Genomic DNA, 20,416 nt, shown 5'->3' with positions numbered 1-20,416 from the left:
TATAGAAATATTTCCATCTGGACAATTGCTGTAAAAAACGCTACTTTGGCGCTTGATCTCCACCTTCGCCAAAGTAGCCGATGACCGTTCTGCCCCGCCTCCCCCTGCTGGCCACCTTGCTGGCTGCTGCCTCCCTGCATGCCGAACCGATGTACTTCACCCCTTGCTCCGATACGGCCGTGCCCGGCAGTCTGTGCTCGGGTTTGAACGTGCCCGGCAGCTACGACGCCCAGGGCCGCGGCATCGGTGATCCGGACGCCATGCACGTTTTCGTGCGCAAGATTGCCGCCGACGTGCCTGCCGGCAAGCCCGCCAAAGGCACCCTGTGGCTGGTGGCGGGCGGCCCCGGCGAATCGGGCGCTTCGTTCTACAGCTTGCTGCCCACCTTGCGCCGCAGCTTTCCCGGATTTGAATTCCTCATCCCCGACCACCGCGGCACGGGGCATTCCTCGCGCCTGTGCAAGGTGGAAGAGTCGGAACGGAGTCCCGGCGGCCGCGCCCTGGCGGGTGCCGAATGGGGCAGCTGCTTTGCCGGCATCAACTTGATGCCGGAATACGCGGGCCAGTTTTCCATCACCATGGCGGCGCGCGACTTGCAAGCCTTGATCGCAGGCGAACAGGGCAAGAACAAACCACCGATGTATGTATACAGTGTGTCGTACGGCACGCAATTGGTCTTGCGCACCTTGCAGCTGGGACCGCTGCCCGTCAAGGGCGTCATCTTCGACTCGCTGGTACCGCCGCAGACGGATGCGCGCTGGGACTTGAGCCAGCGCTCGCACGTGGTCAACACGGTCGGCATGCAAGTGCTCGCCTGGTGCGATGCGGATGCCGCTTGCCACGCGGCACTGGGCGAGCCGGCAACAACCCTGTACCGCCGCGTGCTGGACAAGGCGCAAGCCGATCCCGCGCTGCTGGCGAAGATCCCCGGCAAGAACCTGAAGCACTTCCTGGGCGGCATGCTCGACGTGCCGGCCGCCCGCGCCCGCATTCCCTACCTGCTGCAGGAGCTGGACCAGGGCAAGGATGGGGAGCTGGCGTCCGTGCGCGCCACGTTGACGCGGGCGGCAGCTGGCCTGGGCAGCTATCCCCAGTCGCCGCTGTCGATTCCGCTGGTTAATATCATCAGCAATTCGGAAAACAATCTGCAAGCGTCGCTGCGCCCGAACTGGGCCGCCGCCGACATCGACCGCGACGAGGCGGAACTGCTGTTTACCAGTCCCCTGCCCCGCATCCTGCTGGGCGGCGGCTTGCCCACCTACCCGCGCGACGCCTATTTCGGCGCCTTGCCGGCGAAAGTGCCGCCCACTTTGGTACTGCAGGGTACCCTGGATCCGAAGACGCCCTACGCGGGCGCGCAGGCGCAAGTGCAGGCCTTGACGCAGAACAAGGCCGGCAAGGTGGCCCTGTCCACCGTGTACAACGCCCCGCATTTCATCCTGTGGACGGCGCCCGCCTGTTTTGAACAGGCCAGCACCCGCTTTATCGCCGGCAAACCGGCGCAGGATTGCACGCTGCAGTTCCCACCAACTAACTAAGAGGACGATATGCGCATCACAGGACTGGCATTGCTGCTGTTATCTTGTTTCGGCGTGGCACAAGCGGCGCCGCCCGCTTCGCCATCCATCTGCGCTTCGCCCGCACAGTCCGTCCGCGAACAGGGCTTTGTGCCCATCAATGGCATCGAGCAATGGATCACGATCACGGGCGCCGCCTGCGGCAATCCCGTGATCCTGTTCATCCACGGCGGTCCCGGCAATGCGCTGAGTCCCTACGCGGATGCCATCTATGCGGGCTGGGAACGCCACTACACCTTGGTGCAGTGGGACCAGCGCGGCGCGGGCATGACGTATGGCAAACAGCGCCCAACGGAAGAGCTGCCCTTGACGGTGGAACAGATGCGCGACGACGGCATCGCCGTGGCCCGCTATATCGGGCAGCATCTGGGCCAGCGGAAAGTCATTTTGATGGGCAGTTCCTGGGGCTCGATCCTGGGCGTGCACATGGCCAAGGCGCAGCCAGAGCTGTTCCACGCGTATATCGGCACGGCGCAGGTGGTCAATGCGCGGGCCAACGAAACCGGCATGTACCGGGAAGTGCTTGCTCTGGCGCAAGCGGCCGGCGATACCGCCACGGTGGACAAGCTGACGGCGCTCGGCGCACCGCCCTGGCGCGATCCGCGCAACTTCGGCATCCTGCGCCGCTTCGACCGCAAATATGAAGGATTGGCAACGGATGCGCCGCCCAAGCACTGGTGGCAGCCGGCGCCGTTCTACGCCACGCCGCAAGCGCTGGCCGATGCCGAGGCGGCCGATGACTACTCGTACATCCAGTTCATTGGCATGCGCGGCGACGGCATGTTTGCCAAGGTCGACCTGCCCTCGCTGGGCACGCGCTTCGACTTGCCCGTGTTTTTCATCATGGGCGAAGCGGACTTGCTCACCTCGCCCGCCATTGCGCGCAGCTACTTCGACAGCATCACGGCGCCGGCCAAGGATTTTACCGTGGTGAAACGGGCCGGACACGACCCCAACCAGGCCATGCACGACGCCCAATGGACGGTCTTGCGCGACAAGGTGGCGCCCTTGCTGAAGTAAAGCGCGCGGCGCGGCGCATTCACGGCACACTTTCCTTGTCGATTTGCACCGTCAGCTGGCGCTCGAAGTCCATCAGTTCCGCCACATTCAGGTCCGAGATGAGCCGATAATCCATGCCGGAGCGGCTCCAGCGTAGCAAATGATAGCCTTGCCTGACGGTCAGGCGCGGCGGCGCATCGCGCTGTGCCCCATCGGGCCAGACATACAGGTTCAGCACATGCTGGTGCCGGCGGTACGCGAGAGCGGCGACGGGACGCGCGTTGATATAGTCGAGGCGCCCGCCGATCAAGGGAAAACCTTCTTGCGCCAGATCAACCACGGGCGGAGAAAAATCGAGTTTGCCGCTGAACCATGGCTTGACCGTGTGCTGGTCGGAGGACGCCACGTCGGCCAGATGATCGGGCATCAGCGAACGGAAATGACTGGCAACGATCTCCTGGTCGAGCCGTTCCGCGTCCGATGGCACGGACAGGTACAGCGCCAGGGTGACGGCCAGGGCCGCCGTGCTGGCGCTGGCCACGCCAAAATTGATCCAGGCCCACGGCAGTTGCGCCCATTTCCTGCCGCGCGGGGCTTTCCTTGCCTGCTTGCCCTCTTCCTGGAGCGCCTGGCGCAGGCGCTGCTGCAGGAAAGCGGGCGCGGCATGGCCGGCGGCATGCTGTTTCACCGCCGCGCGCAGGGCAAACAGCTGTTCGCAGGCTTTGGCGCAGTCCTGGCACTGGGCCAGATGCTGCGCCAGTTGCGCCATGGCCGGGGCATCGAGCTCGCCATCGGCATAGGCGGACAGCCTGTCTTGTGATTCCTTGCACTCCATGTCAGCTCTCACCATCAGATTGTTTCAGGCGCGCCAGCAGCAGCTTGCGTCCGCGCGCCAGGCGCGACATCACCGTGCCGATCGGGATGCCGACGATGTCCGCAATCTCCTTGTAGGACAAATCGTCGATCTCCTTCAACACCAGCACTTCCCTGAATGGCTGCGGCAGCGTATCCAGGGCATGGTTGACCGCCTCCTTCGCGTCGGCGCGGGCCAGGATGTCTTCCGGGTTGCCGCATCCATCCTCGTCGTGGCCGTGAAGCTCCTCGTCAAAGCCGATGTCAGCGTGTTCCGGCCGGCTGTCGCGCAGCGACGTGTAATACGTATTGCGCACGATCGTCAGCAGCCAGGCGCGCGCGCCGTCGCCATGGTAGCCGTCCATGTAGCGGTAAGCGCGCAGGAAAGCCGTCTGCACCAGGTCCTGAGCATTCTGGTCATTGCGCGTGAGCCAGCGCGCCAGCTTGTAGGCGGCGTCCAGGTGAGGCAAGGCCATTTTTTCAAAGAACCGGGTTTTATCGATGTCGTTCAAATCAACACCCATCCGCCTGTCTGGCGTCTCAACTCCCAAGACTCGCTTTGCCTGCCGTTTATTCCCGCTATGGCGGTTTTTTTACGGCAGAAAATAAACCGGCACAGGCGGGAATATTTGCCGCGCCTTCGCAGTTATAGCATGTGCAGGCCCCGATTGCATCGGGGCCTGGCAACCGCAAAGCGAAAGGAGTTCAACATGCAACATCCCCGCTTCCTCCCTGGCCTGGCCGCGGCCACGCTGATGGCGTTCAGCGGCGCCGCCACCGCCGGCGACGCCATGCACGGCCAGGTACTGTACAAGAGCATGTGCATATCCTGCCACTCGATCGACTACAACGGCGTGGGACCCGCGCACAAGGGCGTGTTCGGCAGGAAAGCCGGCAGTGTCGCCGACTACAACTATTCGCCCGCCGTGAAGGCGTCCGCCATCGTGTGGGGCGAGAAAACGCTGGACCAATGGCTGTCGGGTCCGGAAAAACTGATTCCCGGCCAAAAAATGGGCTACCTGGTGCCGTCCGCGCAGGACCGCGCCGACCTGATCGCTTATCTGAAGCAGGAATCCGCACGGGCCAGCCCGGCCCAGGCCACCAAATAGAGACAGTTGTGCCACCGCCTGCCAGCCATTGCCAGGCATTTCAAGGAGAAACATCATGATGGACCGCAGAAGCTTCATGAAACTGGCCGCCGTCGGCGGCGGCGCCGTGTTCATGTCCGGACTCTACGGGCATGCGCCGGCGGCGGCCGGAAAGACGGCAGCCGCTCCCTACGAGGATTTCTATTTCGTCCAGTTGTCCGACGTGCACTGGGGTTTCACGGGCGCCGCCAACCCCGATGCCCTCCACACCTTCAGGAAGGCCGTCGCCACCGTCAATGCGCTGGAAGTGCAGCCCGATTTCATCATCTTTACGGGCGACCTCACGCATACCACGGACGACCCGAAGGAACGCCGCCAGCGCATGGCCGAATTCAAGGACATCGCGGCGGGCTTGACAGTGAAAAACGTGCGTTTCATCCCCGGCGAGCATGACGCGTCGCTCGACAACGGCGCCGCCTACAAGGAAAACTTCGGCCCGTCCAATTACGCGTTCGAGCACAAGGGTGTGCATTTCATTGCTCTCGATAACGTTTCCGACCCCGGCGCGCGCATCGGCGACACGCAGCTGGCATGGCTGAAGGACGACCTGGACAAGCAGGCCAAGGATGCGCGCATCGTCGTCTTCACCCACCGGCCCCTGTTCGACCTCGTGCCCAAATGGGACTGGGCCACGCGCGACGGCGACAAGGCGATGGCGCTATTGATGCCGTACAGCAATGTGACCGTGTTCTACGGCCATATCCACCAGGAACATCACCACATGACGGAGCACATCGCGCACCACGCCGCCAAGTCCCTGATTTTCCCCTTGCCGGCGCCAGGATCGCAGGAAAAGCGCACGCCCCTGCCCTGGGACCCCGCCGCGCCGAACAAGGGCCTGGGCTTGCGCGAGGTGGAGGCGGAAGCAAACAAGGACTACAAGCTCACGGAATTTCCCGTGACAAGGAGCTGAACCATGGACCGTGCAAGAAGACAGCTATGTGCAAGGTTGGCCTGCGGTATCGGCGCGCTGCTGACGGTGGCCGCCATCGAGGCCCAAGGCGTGAAGAAAGTTGCCTTAAAGGAAAGAATAATCGCCATCCAGGCGAAGAAATTCGTCTACACGCCGAACGAAATCACCTTGAAGAAGGATGAACCGGTCGTGCTGGCGTTCACGGCCATCGATTTCATCCATGGTTTTTTCATCCCGGACATGCGCATCCGCGCCGACCTGCTGCCGGGCCAGGTCACCGAAGTGAGGCTGACGCCCGGCAAGGCCGGTGAATACGCCTTTTTATGCGACAACTTTTGCGGCAGCGGCCACGAGGAGATGAATGGGAAGATCATTGTCACGGAGTAAGGTGGACGAACCATAAAGTTCGACGCAAGCCCCCATGAGGCAAGCGACTTCGACGCGTCGCGCGTGCAAGAATGTTAGACACTATTGCGCGTCGAAGCTTGCCGAGGCCATGGTTGCAGCATTTGACGCAGGCTGCTGTTTCCTGAGCTTATATGAGCGGCTGCTTTCGGCGCATAGCGGACGTTGGCCACTATTGCGGATCACCGGGTATATGCCACGATTTAGCATGGGACACATACGTTAGAAACGGTTTTTTCTCGCAATTTTCAGGGGTGATGTCCACAGGAAGTTCTAGAGTCTCAGCCAGGTTTTCAACGAATAACAGGACCTGCTCATGCTGCAAAGACCCAGCAACTTCCTTCGGTGAGATATCGAGTTCTAACTGCTCGGGGACGAAGAAATGACAGCAGATTACAACCGGGCCATCCAATAGAATCGACAACAAATGTGATCCTTCACGATTCGCCAAAACGTTGCGCGATCCCGGAAATGGGAGTGCAGCCCCATCAAAGCTGTACGTGCATTCGTATTGGTAAAGTAGGCGGTCAAAGCGATCCCAGTGGATAGCTTCAGTATTCTGCACGTAGACGTCTCGAAGCGATCCATCTCGTTCCCATAGTCCTGCTATATCGTTGAAGTTTGGTCTCATGCGGGTAGCTTGTGGACTGCCGGTTTTTTGAATGTTGGCTTCTGATCGATAGCTGCTGTGAGATCACACGTCACGGGGCAGTTTCGCCAGCCAATCCTCGACTCGCAAAAGAATGGGACCTAGCTCAGGAACGAATCCATCTTCATCGTGCCACTGAGCGATATCCAGGTCCATGGCCATGCCCTCTATTTCTTTTATCAAGGCGTATGGCATCGCCTCTAATGCTTTGCCGTTCCCTCTAATCGAGTCGGCTAAAGCCTGTGCGGTATCTTGCTGTGCCTGGACACGTTTCAAACAGGATTCAATTCGAGCGATTATCGATTGGTTGGACATGAACGTATTGAGTTAGAGAAAAATGATCGGTGCCGTGCGTGACTCTGTCCGCTTCTGGCCGATAGCGACCGTTCCCGAAGCCTGGCCGCCAGGCTCACTTGTATCAAATTTATTAATTTTTGTCTAAAACTATTGTCTTGCGTCCGACCGTTCGTCCAAAACCGAATCCTGCTGGCGCCGCCGCTCATGGCGGCGCCAGCATTTTCCCTGGCCCCAAGGGGCGGTCGATCAGGCGGCGCGGCGCGCCCGCAGATGCAGGTGGCGGATGGTGGCAGCGGCCGCCATCAGGATGGCGGAAGCCGTGGCCAGCACGACAATGAACGCCTTGTCGAAGGCCGAACGGGCCAGTTCCGACACTTGCAAGCCCAGTTCGGCCGGCAATTGCTCGGCGGCCAGCAGCGCCGCGTCGAGCGTATCATGGGCATTCGGCAGCAGGCCCGCGCTTTCCGGGATCACCAGCGTGGCGCTGTAGACGGCCGACAAGATGGTGCCCAGCACGGTCACGCCGATCACGGCGCCCAGTTCATACGACACTTCCTCGATCGAGGCGGCCATGCCGGCCTGTTGCGGGGCCACGTTCAGCATCACGGCGCTGGACGCGGCCGTCATGACGGCACCCAGGCCCAGGCCCAGGATCACCAGGCTGGCTACTTGGGCCGAGACGGCGGCGTCATGCAGCAGCAGATACGATGCCATGCCTATGCCGGACAGCAACAACGAACCCCACAAGACCTTGGCCTTGTCGGCGCGCGGCAGCATGAAACCCGTCAGCGGGCCGGCAAACACGGACGCCAGCGGCAGCGGCAACAGCAGCAAGCCCGCCTCCAGCGGCGACAATTCGCGCACCAGCTGCATGTGCTGGCTCAGCGCCAGTTCCATGCCGATCAGGGCGGCGGAAGCCACCATGGCGGCGGCCACGGCGCTGGAAAACGGCAGTTCGCGGAACAGGGCGAAGTCGATCAGCGGCCGGGCTTGCCGCTTCTGGCGGCGCACGAACTTCAGCATGAAGAAGGCGCCCACGGCGAACGAGGCGGCGGCCAGCGCGTACGACGGCTGCGACTTGCCCAGTTCCTTGATCGCATACACGCCACCAAGCAGGCCCATCATGACTTGCAGCGAACCCTTCAAGTCCCACGGCTTGTCGCGGTTACCGGCCCGCTTCGGCAGGACGACGGCAGCCAGCACCAGGGTCAGCAGGACGATGGGTACGTTGATCAGGAAGACGGAACCCCACCAGTAGTGTTCCATCAGGAAACCGCCCAGCACGGGGCCGAATGCGGCGCCGCCCGAGGCGATGGCCGCCCACACGCCGATGGCGAACGAACGCTCGCGGTTGTCCGTAAAGGTCAGGCGGATGATGGACAAGGTGGCCGGCATCATCAAGGCGGCGCCGATGGCCAGCAGCACGCGGGCAAAGATCAGCCACTCCGGCGCGGGCGAAAACGCGGCGCACAGCGAGGCGATGCCGAACACGGCCAGGCCGGCGAGGAAAACGGGTTTGTGGCTCAAGCGGTCACCGAGGGTGCCGAGGCCGGGCAGCAGACCGGAAACGACCAGCGCGTACACGTTGATGATCCACAGTTTTTGCGAGGAAGTGGCCTGCAAGTCGCGCGTCAGCGCGGGCAAGGCGGTGTAGAGCACGGTCATGTCGACCACGATGAGGAACAAGGCGCTGGAGACGATGGCCAGCGTCAGCCATTTTTTCATTGGATGCATAAACAACTCATGGATTTTAGTGTAACTTTTAACAACTATCGGTATGGATGAATTTGGTGCTGCGCAAATATTTACGTTCCAGGCTGCCACGGGCCTGGGCTGGTCGGAGGCGGCGGGCGTCAGCCACGGTCGCCATCCTTGTCATCCACGGCGGCCGTCACTTCCGGCGCGTCGAGTTCGCGCAGCATGACGACGGACACTTGCTTGAAGCCGCGTCCCTGGAAGAAAGTCTGCGCCGTCAGGTTGTGCGCGCCGCATTCGAGGAACAGGCGGGCGATGCCGTGGCTGCGCAATTCGCTCGCTACCCACTCCACCAGCTGGCTGCCGATGCCGCTGCCGCGCACGGAAGGCAGCAGGACCAGGTCGTCCAGCGCGGCGAACGATTTCGAGGCGCGCTGGCGCGTGTCGATGGAAACCAAGGCCATGCCGACGACGGCGTCGCCGGCAGTGGCGACGGCCAGCAGGGTCGAATCGCCATGGGCCCAGTCATGCGACAGGGCGGCACGGATTTCGCCGCGTATGACCTCAGGCAAGTCCGCGCGCCAGTTGCCCGGCGCATCGGCACGTTCGCCCTGCAGCTCCGAATGGGAGATGTAGTCGGCGCTGACGTTGTCGAGGTAGAGCTTGCACAGCGCATCTTCGGCGGTGGCGTCGTGACACCAGCTGAAGCTGATGACGGGGGTATGGGCTTGAGCGTTTTTCATGGCGGATCTCGTGTTGTTGAAAATGTAAATGCATTTTATGTCGCCCCTGAATGGCATTCAAGTTAAAATCCATCTGTAAAACAGATAGGTGGATGTCATGCAATGGACTTTGGAACAAATGCGCTACTTCGAGGCGGCCGTCGCGGCCGGCTCTTTTTCGGGCGCGGCGCGCCGGCTGGGCCGCGCGCAATCGGTGGTCAGTACCTCGATCGGTCTGCTGGAAGCGGAGTTCGGCGTGGAACTGTTCGACCGTTCGCGCCGCAGCGCCGTGCTGACGGAAGCGGGGAAGGTGATGCACCTGGAAGCATGCGAACTGCTGCGCCAGGCCGAGCGATTGCAACTGCGGGCGCAGCTTTTGAGCGAGGCGCCGGAAGCGCAGCTGACCCTGGCCCTGGACGAAGCCCTGCCCTACCTGGCCATCAGCACCCTGGTGAAGGAATTGGCGGCGCGCTACCCGGCGCTGGAACTGGTGATGCTCAACGCCACGGCGTCGGAAGTGGCGCAGTACGTGGAGCAGCAGCAAGCGGACGTGGCCTTCCACTTCGACCGCGGCCCCATTTCCCCCGTGCTGGAACAGCAGCACATCGGCAGCGTGGCGCAAGGCGTGTTCGTGGCCAAGGGCCACGCCATGGCGCACGGCCAGGAAGTGAGCCGCAACGAGCTGACCCGCTACCGCCAGCTGATCATGGATTCAGAACTGAACCGCGAACACGCGTTCAGCCCCGCCGTCTGGTTTTCCGACAGTTTCTACAGCATCGCGGAAATGGTCGCGGACGAGCTGGGCTGGGCAATTCTGCCCCTGAACATCGCCAATTACGACAACTACAAGGGATATCTGCAGGAAGTGCCCTGCCCTGCGCTGGCCCTGTCGCGCTTGCCCGTGCGGCGCTTATCGATCCACGGCAAGAAGCTCAGCGAGACGAGTTTGTGGCTGACGACCAGGTTGGCAGAGTTGCTATTGGATGGGCCGCGGGGGTGAGGTCATGTAGTTAATACAGAACATTGGAAGCGCAAGCACCCGATAGACTTGCGTCCACATCGCCACTCGCCCCAAAACATCAAAGATGCTTTGGCTGGAAAGTTGCTACGAAGTTTTTAAGCAGTCACTGAGTTTATTTGTGCAACAAAGTCACTATTGATCGACAAATTCACTGGCCTTGGTCATGACAATATAATTTGAATTTATCCCGTTTATTGAAAGAACAGTGCGCATTACAATCATTGTTAATCACGATTATAATCCGCCATGATCTTTTGATCTTTCAATTAAAAATTCCATGAATCTACTCGATTTTTTCCGAACGCGTCCCTCACCAGATTCTTTTGCCTCCCTAGTCATGCGCCAAGCGCGCGCCGACGGCCAGGTACAGAAATTGATTTACGATGCGGAGCAGTTTCGCATTCTAATGGGTGAAAACAGTCAGCATATCTTCAATCTGGATAATGCCTATCACGATTATTGCGCCGCGCCGCGCAAGATGCGTGCGCAAGTGCTGCAAAACTATCTGGCCAGCATGGTCGTGCCCGGCCTGCCTGCCAGCTTTGCCGAAGCCAAACCCTGCCTGATGCCGGTGGTACGCAGCCGGGCACAAGGCGACTACTTGCGCCTGGTGGCGCTGGCCCAGCCAGAGCGCCAGCAAGTGAACGATGCCTACCGCTCACTGGACGACGATACGATCATCATGCTGGCCTACAACACAGACTCGCACATGGCAATCGTCGGCCAGGCCGTCTTGGCGCAATGGGGCGTGACGTTCGATGCAGCGCTGACGGCGGCCATGGACAATCTGCGCGAATGCACGCCGTACAGCTTTACGGATCTGGGCGATGGACTGCTGATGGGCGAATGGCAGGACGACTATGATTCATCGCGCCTGCTGCTGCCTGACTTGCTGAGTCGCGTCTGCAAAGACGCCGAACCGCTGGCGATGATTCCCTCGCGTGGACGTTTCCTGCTGGCATCGTCACATAATGTAGCGGGGCAATTGCGCATGATCTCCCTGGCCGACCAGCTGGTGCAGGACGAGGGACGCCTGGTCTCGGCCACCATGTATCGCATTGAACAGGGAAAAATCGTCGTGTTCCAGCCATCGGACGCGGCCGTGGCCAGAGCCTTGGCGCACTTTCAACAGTTAATGCGCGCACATCACTACGAGCTGCAGAAAGAGCAGTGGGATCGGGTCAACGACAGCATTGGAGAGGATATTTTCGTGGCCACTTGCATGTTGATAAAGTCAAAAGATGGCCAGCGCGTTACATCTGCGGCAAGCTGGACCCGCGGTGTCAACACGCTGCTGCCGCGCACTGATGTAGTGGCCATGGTGGAGCTTGACGATGCCGGCGGCGAAAGCACCACCAAGATGCTGGCATGGAATGATGCATTGGCCATCTGCGGTGAACTGATGCAGGAAGTCGATTGCTATCCAGTGCGCTATCGGGTACAGGCATTCCCTGCCGCGCAGCATCTTGAGTCGGCGCCAGCCTTTGAGTTGTAGCATTTTATTCAAGCCATTGATATTAGCCAAAGTTATTTAAAATTAAATTTCCAGCAGGACATGAAATAATGAAAATAGACTGCGACCATGCAAGAAAAGTTGAAATAGCGGTGGAATTTCCAATTTCAATACTATGCAAATATAATGGCCCTGACAATTTGGATGTGACGCTGGATGATAATATAACATACCTGATTAATGAAGCATTGAGAAAAGCCGGAGCATATGTAAAAAACAAGGCAATGAAAACGTATTACTCCGCGGAGAATGAGGAAATCCTAAGTTATCAACTGACATTGATCGTTCAACCACCTGGTGTTAACTTGCACTGCATTGTGGATGATCTGACTCAGGAGAATTTCCATCAAGGATTATGCATTAAAATGCAATCTCAGCATCATGGTTTTAGAATGGTCTATCCGCAATCCGCAGTCGGGTGAAGCTGAGCTGAGCATTGATGTACTTCCCAGGCCTGAATTCAAGAATTACTTTTCGACGGAGTACGCTTTGCAGTCGCAGTCATCGCAAGCCCGATTCAGCCGAGAATTTTGCTGTGAATCAGCGGGAAGCCACAACTCAGGAAGTCCCCTGGCCTTGTCGCGCCTGCCAGTGCGGCGGCTATCGATACATGGCAAGAAACTCAGCGAGACGAGTTTCTTGCTGACGACCAGGCTGGCGGAGTTGTTGCTGGATGGGCCGCGGGGGTGAGTGCATGCAAGTCCATGTAGAAATGTGGATGTTTTTAATGCTCAATAGAAGCGAGTTCCTGGGTGCTGATCCGGTGCGACAAGGAAGCAGAGTTAAATGCCGAGGTATGGCACAATCCGGAATGGGCTGAACTTGAATGACTGAAAACAGCTGCATGAAATGACAACCGGTGGCATCTTTGTTGATACTGGCCGTATTTTCCAGTCAAGGGGCATGATTGGTTAATATTGAAAATTCATTGCGGAATTTTATTCTGGCCATGAATGGGCCGCCGAAATATTCTTAAATTCAGTGATTTGCGTGAATGCGAGCCATGCCGCAGCTCCCGCTTCCGGTAGTTACCAGTAACCATAACGAGCGCGGTATCGTCCGCACCAGGAAAAGAATGAGTATTAACACCAAACTGAAAAAACTCGAAGATAAGGCCATGGCCAAAGGCGAGTATGCGGTCGCCGCAGCTGCAGCCCATCTGTTGCAGGATATTGGCTGCGTGGACAAGCAGATTAACCTGGTCGGCGCGCTGCACGAAGTCGGCTACCTGCAGAATTCGTTTGCTCCATACTGGAAAGAATTCAGAACTGATGAATTGGCATGGATAGAACGCTGTTTGGCCAGGCTTGTCACTGCTGACCATGACTATTGGGCGCTTGCCGCGCTTCTGGGCTGCAATGGTCCAACGACCATCAGCATCGCCATTGGCCAGGGTTTTAAATCCGCTGCAACAAGGCTTTACGAACGTTTTGACAAACCCAAGGTCCATGTCGATACTTTATATTTGACAGCTAATGGAGAAGTGCTGCATCCCGTATTGGAAGTCGGCTATGACATCAAAGACATGAAAACTGTCGACATGGGAAGAGCACGGGCACTTAATCTGAAGAATAAACAATGGAAGCCAGGCGATCGTATGGGCGACGGCGGACTGTCACTTTCCATGCAGGCCAAACTTCCGCATGGCGCATGGCGCTCGGTATGGACGGCTTTTAAAACATGGGATGCATGACGACATGATGAATTGCAGGACAGTCAATGCATGGCTGGAAATGGCGCAAGACGACGAGGTGTTCATTGATGCCGACGACATCAACCGCGAAGCGATGGAGAACATGTGGAGCTTTTCGCCCACGGACGAGGAAACGCCGCAGATAGAAGCCACGGATATCGTTGCATTCATCGAGGAATTGATCGCGGCACGCCGCAGCGCGCTCGCTGGCGAGCAGATGCTGTTCTATTGCTGGCACGATGCGCAGTGCCGCCAGTTGCGCTTCAGCCTCGTGTCGCGCTCGCATGGCCGGCTGCCGTTTCGCCGCGAGGTGCGCGAAACGCAGGATTTGTCTCTGATCGCCGACCAAGTGGTGAACGGGGACTGGCGCAACGAGGATGTTATGCAGGCGCCGTCGGAGGACGGCGATGCGCAAGAGGCGCCGCCGTTCATCCTGCCCGTCTTTGTCGTGCCTGTGCCGTAGGAATCAGCGCGGCACGGGGTCTTCACGTCATTTACGCCAAGAAACGGGCGGGCCGGCAAGCTTCCAGGGCTGACGCTGGCTGTCCATCGACGATTTCCCCGCTGGCTAGCTGACCCACGATGCCTGCCAGCACGACGCCCGGATGCATGGCGCACACGTACGCGCCTTCGACCTGCGGCAAGTAGCCGATGATGGGCACGCCGTCAAAGGGCATGGGGCGCAGGCCGATGCAGGCGAATGCCGGCACGATGGCGTCGGCTCCTTCCAGTTCCTTGCGGATTGCGCTGGCCGTGCGTTGCGCCATGGCGGCCGGCTGGTTTTCCGGCGCGTCGTCCACGTAATCTTCCGCCGCCAGCATGGCGCCATCTTCGTCTTGCCGCACTTCCATTGCATGGCTGGAAATAATGCCGCGCACCAAGCCGGGCGGCGCCTGGTAGCGCAGGAAGACGGCGGGCGAGGCGTGGATGGGCAGGCTGGCGCCCAGCTGCTCCGCCAGCGCGGCAGTGGCGGTGCCTGCCGCCAGCACGATCACGTCCGCATCGATGAGGCCAGCGGCCGTTTCCACGCCCCTCACCTTCCCGTCCTGGACGGCAAAGCCCAGCACGGGCGTGTGCGTGCGGACCGTCGCACCGAGCGCCCGGGCCGCTGCCAGCAAGGCATGCGCCGCGGCGACGGCGTCGAGGTCGCCCTGCTCCGGTTCGTACAGCGCCTGTTCCGGCGGTTGCCGCAGCTGCGGTTCCAGCTGGGCGATGCGGGTGCGGTCAATCACCATGCAGGAGGGAGAAACGCGCCCATCCTGCGTGCCGTACGACAAGGCGCCGTGCCAGCGCACCGCCAAGCCGGGCACCTGCGTTTCCAGCCGGCGCCAGGCGGCGATGGCGCCGCCGCGCAGGGCCGCGATGGGGTCCATCCCCGCGCAGGACGCGTTAAGCCAGGCAAACGAGGTGCCCGTCACGCCGGAAGCGATGCCGCCCGCCTCGACGACGGTGACGTTCGCCCCCTTGCTGGCCAGGTGGTAGGCGAGCGATGCGCCGACGATGCCGGCGCCGACGACGACGATGCGTTTTGAGGTTTCTTGATTCATATCTGGCAACTTTGCATATTTATCATAGGGCAGAGTCTACCCCAGCCGCCCGTAATTCCAGCGCAAACCGGTGGCCATCGACGACGCTGCCTTCCACGATGGCAATATCGGGCACAGCCACTCCCTGCGCGAAACCGCAGCGTTCCAGCACGCGGATCGACGCCGCATTGCCATCGATGGCATAGGCGCACAGGCTGGCCAGCCGCCATTCGTCTTGCGCCAGGGCAATCAGGTACTGCAGCGCGGCCGTGGCCAGCCCCTTGCCCGCCTGCTGTTCCCCGATGCGATAGCCGACTTCGGCTACGCCTTGCTCCCGGTCAATGTCCTTGAGGTTGGCGCGCCCGATCAATTGTCCGTGTTCGTCCACGATGACGCAGGGGTGCATGCGCCCCTGTGCGTGCTCGTCCAGGAATTGCGCGACGTGCGCGTGGATGCCGTCGATGCTGTAAAAAGCGTCCGGACGCCGGTCGATATGGCGCTCGAACCATGCCCGGTTGGCTTGCTCGAAGGCCAGCAAGGGCGCGGCGTCGTCCGGGCGCAGGGTGCGCATGCTAAAGGTGCTCATGGAAACTCCTGGAAAGGCATGAGTCTAGTGACGCGTGACCCGGCCCGTCAATCTTGATTCCATGAATCAATATAAAGTGACAAACGCTACAATGGCCGCCATGAACAACGATCTGTCCGCTCCTGACGCGGCGCGCCTGCTGGGCGTCAGCCTGCCCACCCTGTATTCCTATGTGAGCCGGGGCTTGCTCGCTTCCGTCAGCAACGGTGCGTCGCGCCGCAAGCGCTATCCGCAGGAAGACGTGCTGCGCCTGGCGGCCCGTAAAAATGACGCCAAGCGCGGCGGCCCGACGGCCGTGGCCGCCATGCACTGGGGCTTGCCCGTGCTGGAGACGCGCATTTCCCACATCCTCGATGGCCGCTGCAAACGGCGCCGTCCGCCTTGCCGCTGCACCAGCAACTGGCCCAGGCGTGGCAAGCGGACGCGCAGCAGTCTGAATTGCTGCGCGCCGCCCTCGTGCTGCTGGCCGACCATGAATTGAATGCGTCGACGTTTGCCGTGCGTTGCGTCGCGTCGACGGGCGCCAGCTTGCCGGCGGCGCTGGGTGCGGGCTTGGCGGCCTTGTCCGGAAACAAGCATGGCGGCGGCAGCGCGGCAGCCAGGTGCATGTTGACGCAGGCGCTGGCCGCGCCCGATGCCAGGGCTGCCATCGCTACCTTTTACACAGCCATCGCGCCGGAATTCGCCGGTTTCGGCCACCCGCTGTACCCGCACGGCGACCCGCGCGCCGCGTATCTGCTGGGAAGCCTGTCCGCGATGTCGCGCGGGTACCCACAGCTGCACGCCATCCTGGCCGCGTGCGCCACGGCGGGCGAGTTGCTCGAAGTAAAACCGAACGCCGACCTGGCGCTGGCGGCCATGGAACTGGCGTTCGGCTGGCCCGAGGGCGCGGGCATGAGCGTGTTTGCGCTGGCCCGCTCGGCCGGCTGGATCGCCCATGCGGCCGAGCAGGCAGACAGCGCGGCCCTGATACGCCCGCGCGCCCGCTATATCGGGCGCCACCAGCGCGACTGAAAATTCACGCTTGATTTATTACGCATACGTAGTAGTATACTTCGCATGCGTACCAATACCTCCCCCACCCCAGACGTACCCGATGCCGCCGCCTGCCCGCTGGGCGAGCGCTCGCCGCGCCTGTTCAATCTGCTCAATCTGGCGCGCCAGAACCTGTTTCGCTCGGCCGATGCCGTGTTTACCAGCGAACTTGGGTTTTCCGGCACGCAAGTGGTCGCCTTGTTTGCCCTGAAAGGCGAGGAAGGCTGCCAATTGAAGGATCTGGGGCGGGCGCTGCAGCTGAAAAACTCGGCCGTCACGGGCCTCGTGACGCGCATGGAAGAAAATGGCCTCATCGTGCGCGGCCAGTCGGCGCTCGACGCGCGTGCAGGCACCCTGCACATGTCGCCCAAAGGCGGCGAAGTGCTGGCCGCCGCCCTGCCCCTGCTCGACAGCCTGAATGAACAACTGAAGCAAGGTTTCAGCGAAGAGGAACTGGCCGTCGTCGCCCGCTTCCTGCTGCATGCCTCGCGCCTGCGTTTCCAGCAAGACGTTTAATCGGCAAGACGTTTAACCCAACCTTCACCCCACAGGAGTTACCATGCACCCCAACGACATGACCGGCTTGCAACTGATGCAAGCTTTCGCGCAAGGTCTGTTTCCCCGGCCCGGCATTTCCAAGACCATGCCGATGGATGCCCACACGATCGAGCACGGCAGGGTCATCTTCACGGCGACGGCGAATGAAAACCACACCAATCCCATGGGCGGCGTGCACGGCGGTTTTGCGGCCACCGTGCTCGACACGGTCACGGGTTGCGCCACGCACACGGTCTTGCCGGCCGGCGAAAGCTACGGCACGACAGACCTGAACATCAAGATGTGCCGCCCCCTGCCCTTCAACGTGACGGTCTACGCGGAAGGCAAAGTCATCAATGCGGGACGCAACCTGGTCATTTCCGAAGGCACGATCCGCGACGAAGCCGGTAAAGTGTATGCGCACGCGACGGCCACCTGCATGATCATCCGTCCGGCCCAGCGGGAACAAGCGGCCGCATGATCCGTATTGGCAACATCGAGGAAGCCTGGCAGGTGCTGCAGGCGATACCCGAATTCGACCAGCGGCGCAGCCTGGCGCAATTGCAGGAGCGCCTGCCCGCCGGCGCGCTGGTGCTGATCGCGGAAGCGGACGGCCAGCCCGTCGGCTGCAAGCTGGGCTATGCCGCCGAGGATGGCTCCTTGTATAGCTGGCTCGGCGGCGTGCTGCCCGCGCACCGCAAGACAGGCCTGGCGCAGCGCCTGCTGGAAGCCCAGGAAGCCTGGGCCAGCGAGCAAGGCTTTGCGGCCGTCACCGTAAAGTCGATGAACCGCTATCCCGCCATGCTGCGCTTGCTGATCCGCAATGGCTATCAGATCCGACTGGTGGAGCACTTTGGCGATCCCGTCAGCGAGCGCATTCATTTCATCAAAGCATTGTCCAAGAACGCTTCGTAAAATCACTTTCCTGTCTTCCACTTTTCAAAAGAGCAACAATGCCATACACTGCGCCATTCTGGCCGTCCGTTATCGGCCAAGACCGGACGTTCCCGTCCGATGATTTCATCAATAAAAATTTCAAGAATTGAAAAATCCAAGTTGGTATTTAGGCATTATTTACTATGGAGAGATGCCTGTGAAAAGATTGCCCATGGCTGTGCTGTTAATCGCTTCTGTTGGCTTCGCGCATGCAGATGGTTTGGGAGATGTCGAGCGAACGAAAGTGATTGAAGACTATGCGCAGAAGCTTGAAGATAGCTACGTCTTTGCAGCCCAGGGCAAGTTGTTGGCCAACGGTTTGCGCAATCATCTCAAGCGAGGTGATTACGCGGGATTGGCGGAAAAAGAGTTAGCGGAAAAGGTCCAGCAGGATATGGATAGTATCTCGCCTGACCAGCATAACGGATTGGTGTATGTCGAGTTTGACGCGCTCGAAGAGCCTCCTCCTAGTCCAGTGCCAGTCGCATCAACGGAGCCAGTCAGCCGGCCCGGTCCCGACAATTTCGGCATGGAGAAATTTTCCATGAAGGGGCGCACCGCCTATCTGCATGTGACACGCTTCGCGCCGGTTGACCGTTTTTCTACCGAAGCCGTGGCGCAAGTGATGTCGAAGGCCGCCCATAGCGACGCCATGATTATCGATTTGCGTGATGGGCACGGTGGTGTGCAGTCCATGGTTACACTGCTATCCAGCTACTTCTTCGACGAACGCCCTGTTCACTTACTGGACGAACTCGATCGCGATGGCAAGGTGACCAATTCCGTCATCACAAGCATTACTTTGACGGGACCGCGTTACGGTAGCAAACGTCCGCTGTATATCCTCGTGAACGAAGAAACCTCATCGGCGTCCGAAGCTTTTGCCTACGGCTTGCAACAGCAAAAACGCGCCGTCATTGTCGGAAGCAAGACTTCCGGTGGCGCGCATAAGCAATTCGGCGTTCCAGTATCCAATCACCTCATCGCTTTCGTTGCCATTGGCCGCACCGTCACTCCTGTAACGCACACTAACTGGGAGCGCACCGGAGTGCAGCCAGATGTGCTTGTGCCAGCCGACCAGGCGTTAGATGTCGCCCTCGCACAAGTTGCAAAGGGCTCAGCCCAACAATGAATCCAGCTCAGCTTGGTTATTCATTTTGGTGTAAGCGTCCGCTTTTGGGGCGGAACCTGCCAATGACGGCTACCGGCCAAGAGCAGCCGTTTTGCTCGCCTAAAAATGTTGAGATCCAAAGGTAACATGAAGAGTATTGCTCAACTCGAAACCCTGTATTTCAAACTGCGTCATGGCTTTGTCAACGGTGCTGTGTGTGCCGCATGTGTCGATTGGGCAGTGGAGCGCCTGGACTTGGACGAAGAGGACGATGACTTAGAGATAATCTTGCTGGCAAGTGCAAGAGGACTTGATGAGGTGCTGCCGTTGGTGGAAGTGATCATTGAGCGATATCTAGGTTCTGAGCGGCTCGATGACCAGCTGGCGGCGGGAAAATATATTGTAGAGCTCAGGAACGCTTATCTCCAAGGCAAGGAAACGATCTGGACAATCGACATGAAGCTGACACCGCTCTATCCGAAATTGGGATACCCAAATTGGCTAGGAATGCTGAGTCGGAATTGCGAATACGCGACAGACGTAAGCGCTTTCGAAGAGCCGTTCGAACTTGAATTCCACTACATTTCGACGCTATGGGGGAGTGTCTCCAGCCGCGCGGAGTTTGAGCAACATTATTGCGCCGAAATCTCCCAGGGACATGATGTCAAATAAAGGTCCGCAATGGGCCGATAGTCGCCAGCGACCGCAGCCGACCTGAAGCGGCCCCGAGCAATCACTGAAACTTAATGCAAATGTTGAATAAGAGACTTTTTGATGCTATCGCATCTGCGGTGGACTTGGATGACCCTGCAGAACAATTTTTAGCTCAGCGATTCATGATTGAGGCGATAGGAAGAGTGACTTCACAATTGCCTGAGGCTGCTAAATCAGCCGCAGCTGTGGCGAATCGATACATCACCGGCGCGGCGACGGCTGAGGAAGTCATTGCGGAGCGTGTACGCCTCTGGCGGGCAATTGAAGGGCGCGATCAATTGGACGAGCCCGACGTTTTGAAAATAAGAACTGCCATCTGCGTCTTGCATCCTATGGATATTGACGCTTCTGCCGAAACATTGGAGTATTTTTTTGAGTTTTGGCGGCGAGGAGGCTTACCGCAGGCTGAGCTTAAGGCCGCTGTTCACAACAAGTATGACATTTGAAGTGGCTTCAGCCGGCCAGGAGCGGGCGTCCATACGTGACA

Annotated in this window: 24 protein-coding genes and 1 pseudogene; 17 read left to right on the top strand and 8 right to left on the bottom strand. The window is 59.7% G+C overall.

Annotation, left to right across the window (positions count from 1 at the left end; genetic code table 11):
• The first annotated feature begins 80 nt into the window (after window positions 1-80).
• On the top strand, window positions 81-1,538 hold the full coding sequence (locus O0881_RS02260; RefSeq protein ID WP_289909922.1) for an alpha/beta fold hydrolase: 1,458 nt from the start codon (window positions 81-83) through the stop codon (window positions 1,536-1,538).
• Window positions 1,539-1,547: 9 nt separating this feature from the next.
• Window positions 1,548-2,597 carry an alpha/beta hydrolase gene (locus O0881_RS02255; RefSeq protein WP_289909921.1) on the top strand — a complete coding sequence of 350 codons (1,050 nt, stop codon included), beginning with the start codon at window positions 1,548-1,550 and terminating at the stop codon, window positions 2,595-2,597.
• Window positions 2,598-2,616: 19 nt separating this feature from the next.
• On the opposite strand, the gene O0881_RS02250 is transcribed toward O0881_RS02255, so the two are convergent.
• Window positions 2,617-3,426 carry an anti-sigma factor gene (locus O0881_RS02250; protein ID WP_289909920.1) on the bottom strand — a complete coding sequence of 270 codons (810 nt, stop codon included), beginning with the start codon at window positions 3,424-3,426 and terminating at the stop codon, window positions 2,617-2,619.
• Window positions 3,413-3,904 carry a sigma-70 family RNA polymerase sigma factor gene (locus tag O0881_RS02245; protein WP_289909919.1) on the bottom strand — a complete coding sequence of 164 codons (492 nt, stop codon included), beginning with the start codon at window positions 3,902-3,904 and terminating at the stop codon, window positions 3,413-3,415. Before O0881_RS02245 ends, O0881_RS02250 begins: the two co-directional genes overlap by 14 nt.
• Before the next feature lie 234 nt (window positions 3,905-4,138).
• Here O0881_RS02245 and O0881_RS02240 point away from each other — a divergent pair, with 234 nt between their 5' ends.
• From O0881_RS02240 to O0881_RS02230, 3 genes are read left to right on the top strand one after another with little or no spacing between them, the layout of a single operon-like run.
• Entirely contained in the window at window positions 4,139-4,537 is a 399-nt protein-coding gene (locus O0881_RS02240; protein WP_289909918.1) for a c-type cytochrome, read from the top strand.
• Window positions 4,538-4,595: 58 nt separating this feature from the next.
• Window positions 4,596-5,489, top strand: coding sequence for a metallophosphoesterase (locus O0881_RS02235; RefSeq protein ID WP_289905584.1), 894 nt, complete (start codon window positions 4,596-4,598; stop codon window positions 5,487-5,489).
• Between the two features lie 3 nt (window positions 5,490-5,492).
• Window positions 5,493-5,876: a cupredoxin domain-containing protein gene (locus O0881_RS02230; RefSeq protein WP_289909917.1), complete on the top strand. Its 384-nt coding sequence runs from the start codon at window positions 5,493-5,495 to the stop codon at window positions 5,874-5,876.
• 190 nt (window positions 5,877-6,066) lie between these two features.
• On the opposite strand, the gene O0881_RS02225 is transcribed toward O0881_RS02230, so the two are convergent.
• The 4 genes from O0881_RS02225 to O0881_RS02210 all read right to left on the bottom strand — a co-directional run bounded on the left by O0881_RS02225 (window position 6,067) and on the right by O0881_RS02210 (window position 9,278).
• The gene (locus O0881_RS02225) at window positions 6,067-6,459 is read right to left on the bottom strand and encodes a hypothetical protein (protein WP_289909916.1); all 393 of its coding nucleotides are present in this window, start codon (window positions 6,457-6,459) and stop codon (window positions 6,067-6,069) included.
• Window positions 6,460-6,588: 129 nt separating this feature from the next.
• Entirely contained in the window at window positions 6,589-6,858 is a 270-nt protein-coding gene (locus tag O0881_RS02220; protein ID WP_289909915.1) for a hypothetical protein, read from the bottom strand.
• Window positions 6,859-7,086: 228 nt separating this feature from the next.
• Entirely contained in the window at window positions 7,087-8,565 is a 1,479-nt protein-coding gene (locus tag O0881_RS02215; protein WP_289911438.1) for an MFS transporter, read from the bottom strand.
• A 128-nt stretch (window positions 8,566-8,693) separates the two neighbouring features.
• The gene (locus tag O0881_RS02210; RefSeq protein WP_289909914.1) at window positions 8,694-9,278 is read right to left on the bottom strand and encodes a GNAT family N-acetyltransferase; all 585 of its coding nucleotides are present in this window, start codon (window positions 9,276-9,278) and stop codon (window positions 8,694-8,696) included.
• Between the two features lie 97 nt (window positions 9,279-9,375).
• On the opposite strand from O0881_RS02210, the gene O0881_RS02205 reads away from it, so the two are divergent.
• The 5 genes from O0881_RS02205 (at window position 9,376) to O0881_RS02185 (ending at window position 13,947) form a co-directional block, all read left to right on the top strand.
• The gene (locus O0881_RS02205) at window positions 9,376-10,257 is read left to right on the top strand and encodes a LysR family transcriptional regulator (RefSeq protein ID WP_251348762.1); all 882 of its coding nucleotides are present in this window, start codon (window positions 9,376-9,378) and stop codon (window positions 10,255-10,257) included.
• A 298-nt stretch (window positions 10,258-10,555) separates the two neighbouring features.
• The gene (locus tag O0881_RS02200) at window positions 10,556-11,773 is read left to right on the top strand and encodes a hypothetical protein (RefSeq protein ID WP_289909913.1); all 1,218 of its coding nucleotides are present in this window, start codon (window positions 10,556-10,558) and stop codon (window positions 11,771-11,773) included.
• A 68-nt stretch (window positions 11,774-11,841) separates the two neighbouring features.
• On the top strand, window positions 11,842-12,213 hold the full coding sequence (locus tag O0881_RS02195) for a hypothetical protein (RefSeq protein WP_289897929.1): 372 nt from the start codon (window positions 11,842-11,844) through the stop codon (window positions 12,211-12,213).
• 653 nt (window positions 12,214-12,866) lie between these two features.
• Window positions 12,867-13,484 (top strand): hypothetical protein, encoded by a 618-nt coding sequence (locus O0881_RS02190; protein ID WP_289909912.1) that lies wholly within the window; start codon window positions 12,867-12,869, stop codon window positions 13,482-13,484.
• Between the two features lie 4 nt (window positions 13,485-13,488).
• Window positions 13,489-13,947, top strand: a complete 459-nt coding sequence (locus O0881_RS02185) for a hypothetical protein (RefSeq protein WP_289909911.1) — start codon at window positions 13,489-13,491, stop codon at window positions 13,945-13,947.
• Window positions 13,948-13,978: 31 nt separating this feature from the next.
• On the opposite strand, the gene O0881_RS02180 is transcribed toward O0881_RS02185, so the two are convergent.
• Both O0881_RS02180 and O0881_RS02175 read right to left on the bottom strand, forming a co-directional pair.
• Entirely contained in the window at window positions 13,979-15,031 is a 1,053-nt protein-coding gene (locus O0881_RS02180) for an FAD-binding oxidoreductase (RefSeq protein ID WP_289909910.1), read from the bottom strand.
• A 22-nt stretch (window positions 15,032-15,053) separates the two neighbouring features.
• Window positions 15,054-15,596 (bottom strand): GNAT family N-acetyltransferase, encoded by a 543-nt coding sequence (locus O0881_RS02175; protein ID WP_289909909.1) that lies wholly within the window; start codon window positions 15,594-15,596, stop codon window positions 15,054-15,056.
• A 100-nt stretch (window positions 15,597-15,696) separates the two neighbouring features.
• On the opposite strand from O0881_RS02175, the pseudogene O0881_RS02170 reads away from it, so the two are divergent.
• The 7 genes and pseudogenes from O0881_RS02170 (at window position 15,697) to O0881_RS02140 (ending at window position 20,375) form a co-directional block, all read left to right on the top strand.
• Window positions 15,697-16,610, top strand: a pseudogene (locus O0881_RS02170) (citrate synthase).
• A 45-nt stretch (window positions 16,611-16,655) separates the two neighbouring features.
• Window positions 16,656-17,147, top strand: a complete 492-nt coding sequence (locus O0881_RS02165; protein ID WP_289909908.1) for a MarR family winged helix-turn-helix transcriptional regulator — start codon at window positions 16,656-16,658, stop codon at window positions 17,145-17,147.
• Window positions 17,148-17,190: 43 nt separating this feature from the next.
• Window positions 17,191-17,649 (top strand): PaaI family thioesterase, encoded by a 459-nt coding sequence (locus tag O0881_RS02160; RefSeq protein ID WP_099668007.1) that lies wholly within the window; start codon window positions 17,191-17,193, stop codon window positions 17,647-17,649.
• Complete coding sequence (locus tag O0881_RS02155; protein WP_289909907.1) at window positions 17,646-18,083, top strand: GNAT family N-acetyltransferase; 438 nt, start codon at window positions 17,646-17,648, stop codon at window positions 18,081-18,083. The genes O0881_RS02160 and O0881_RS02155 overlap by 4 nt, the downstream gene beginning before the upstream one ends.
• 193 nt (window positions 18,084-18,276) lie before the next feature.
• Complete coding sequence (locus O0881_RS02150; protein WP_289909906.1) at window positions 18,277-19,236, top strand: S41 family peptidase; 960 nt, start codon at window positions 18,277-18,279, stop codon at window positions 19,234-19,236.
• A 126-nt stretch (window positions 19,237-19,362) separates the two neighbouring features.
• Window positions 19,363-19,887, top strand: a complete 525-nt coding sequence (locus O0881_RS02145; protein WP_289909905.1) for a hypothetical protein — start codon at window positions 19,363-19,365, stop codon at window positions 19,885-19,887.
• Window positions 19,888-19,961: 74 nt separating this feature from the next.
• Window positions 19,962-20,375 carry a hypothetical protein gene (locus O0881_RS02140; RefSeq protein ID WP_289909904.1) on the top strand — a complete coding sequence of 138 codons (414 nt, stop codon included), beginning with the start codon at window positions 19,962-19,964 and terminating at the stop codon, window positions 20,373-20,375.
• Window positions 20,376-20,416: the final 41 nt, after the last annotated feature.

This window comes from Janthinobacterium sp. SUN100 (genome assembly GCF_030397705.1).
GTDB classification, from domain to species: Bacteria; Pseudomonadota; Gammaproteobacteria; order Burkholderiales; family Burkholderiaceae_D; genus Janthinobacterium; species Janthinobacterium kumbetense.
Note: the sequence above shows the minus strand (reverse complement) of the source record. Positions and strands in the feature narration are given on the sequence as shown.

What these genes read in the sequence shown, in the direction of transcription:
- O0881_RS02260 (WP_289909922.1), top strand. Translation starts at nt 81, where the DNA reads ATGACCGTTCTGCCCCGCCTCCCCCTGCTGGCCACCTTGCTGGCTGCT.
- O0881_RS02255 (WP_289909921.1), top strand. Translation starts at nt 1,548, where the DNA reads ATGCGCATCACAGGACTGGCATTGCTGCTGTTATCTTGTTTCGGCGTG.
- O0881_RS02250 (WP_289909920.1), bottom strand. Translation starts at nt 3,426, where the DNA reads ATGGTGAGAGCTGACATGGAGTGCAAGGAATCACAAGACAGGCTGTCC.
- O0881_RS02245 (WP_289909919.1), bottom strand. Translation starts at nt 3,904, where the DNA reads ATGGCCTTGCCTCACCTGGACGCCGCCTACAAGCTGGCGCGCTGGCTC.
- O0881_RS02240 (WP_289909918.1), top strand. Translation starts at nt 4,139, where the DNA reads ATGCAACATCCCCGCTTCCTCCCTGGCCTGGCCGCGGCCACGCTGATG.
- O0881_RS02235 (WP_289905584.1), top strand. Translation starts at nt 4,596, where the DNA reads ATGGACCGCAGAAGCTTCATGAAACTGGCCGCCGTCGGCGGCGGCGCC.
- O0881_RS02230 (WP_289909917.1), top strand. Translation starts at nt 5,493, where the DNA reads ATGGACCGTGCAAGAAGACAGCTATGTGCAAGGTTGGCCTGCGGTATC.
- O0881_RS02220 (WP_289909915.1), bottom strand. Translation starts at nt 6,858, where the DNA reads ATGTCCAACCAATCGATAATCGCTCGAATTGAATCCTGTTTGAAACGT.
- O0881_RS02215 (WP_289911438.1), bottom strand. Translation starts at nt 8,565, where the DNA reads ATGAAAAAATGGCTGACGCTGGCCATCGTCTCCAGCGCCTTGTTCCTC.
- O0881_RS02210 (WP_289909914.1), bottom strand. Translation starts at nt 9,278, where the DNA reads ATGAAAAACGCTCAAGCCCATACCCCCGTCATCAGCTTCAGCTGGTGT.
- O0881_RS02205 (WP_251348762.1), top strand. Translation starts at nt 9,376, where the DNA reads ATGCAATGGACTTTGGAACAAATGCGCTACTTCGAGGCGGCCGTCGCG.
- O0881_RS02200 (WP_289909913.1), top strand. Translation starts at nt 10,556, where the DNA reads ATGAATCTACTCGATTTTTTCCGAACGCGTCCCTCACCAGATTCTTTT.
- O0881_RS02195 (WP_289897929.1), top strand. Translation starts at nt 11,842, where the DNA reads ATGAAAATAGACTGCGACCATGCAAGAAAAGTTGAAATAGCGGTGGAA.
- O0881_RS02190 (WP_289909912.1), top strand. Translation starts at nt 12,867, where the DNA reads ATGAGTATTAACACCAAACTGAAAAAACTCGAAGATAAGGCCATGGCC.
- O0881_RS02185 (WP_289909911.1), top strand. Translation starts at nt 13,489, where the DNA reads ATGATGAATTGCAGGACAGTCAATGCATGGCTGGAAATGGCGCAAGAC.
- O0881_RS02180 (WP_289909910.1), bottom strand. Translation starts at nt 15,031, where the DNA reads ATGAATCAAGAAACCTCAAAACGCATCGTCGTCGTCGGCGCCGGCATC.
- O0881_RS02175 (WP_289909909.1), bottom strand. Translation starts at nt 15,596, where the DNA reads ATGAGCACCTTTAGCATGCGCACCCTGCGCCCGGACGACGCCGCGCCC.
- O0881_RS02165 (WP_289909908.1), top strand. Translation starts at nt 16,656, where the DNA reads ATGCGTACCAATACCTCCCCCACCCCAGACGTACCCGATGCCGCCGCC.
- O0881_RS02160 (WP_099668007.1), top strand. Translation starts at nt 17,191, where the DNA reads ATGCACCCCAACGACATGACCGGCTTGCAACTGATGCAAGCTTTCGCG.
- O0881_RS02155 (WP_289909907.1), top strand. Translation starts at nt 17,646, where the DNA reads ATGATCCGTATTGGCAACATCGAGGAAGCCTGGCAGGTGCTGCAGGCG.
- O0881_RS02150 (WP_289909906.1), top strand. Translation starts at nt 18,277, where the DNA reads ATGGCTGTGCTGTTAATCGCTTCTGTTGGCTTCGCGCATGCAGATGGT.
- O0881_RS02145 (WP_289909905.1), top strand. Translation starts at nt 19,363, where the DNA reads ATGAAGAGTATTGCTCAACTCGAAACCCTGTATTTCAAACTGCGTCAT.
- O0881_RS02140 (WP_289909904.1), top strand. Translation starts at nt 19,962, where the DNA reads ATGCAAATGTTGAATAAGAGACTTTTTGATGCTATCGCATCTGCGGTG.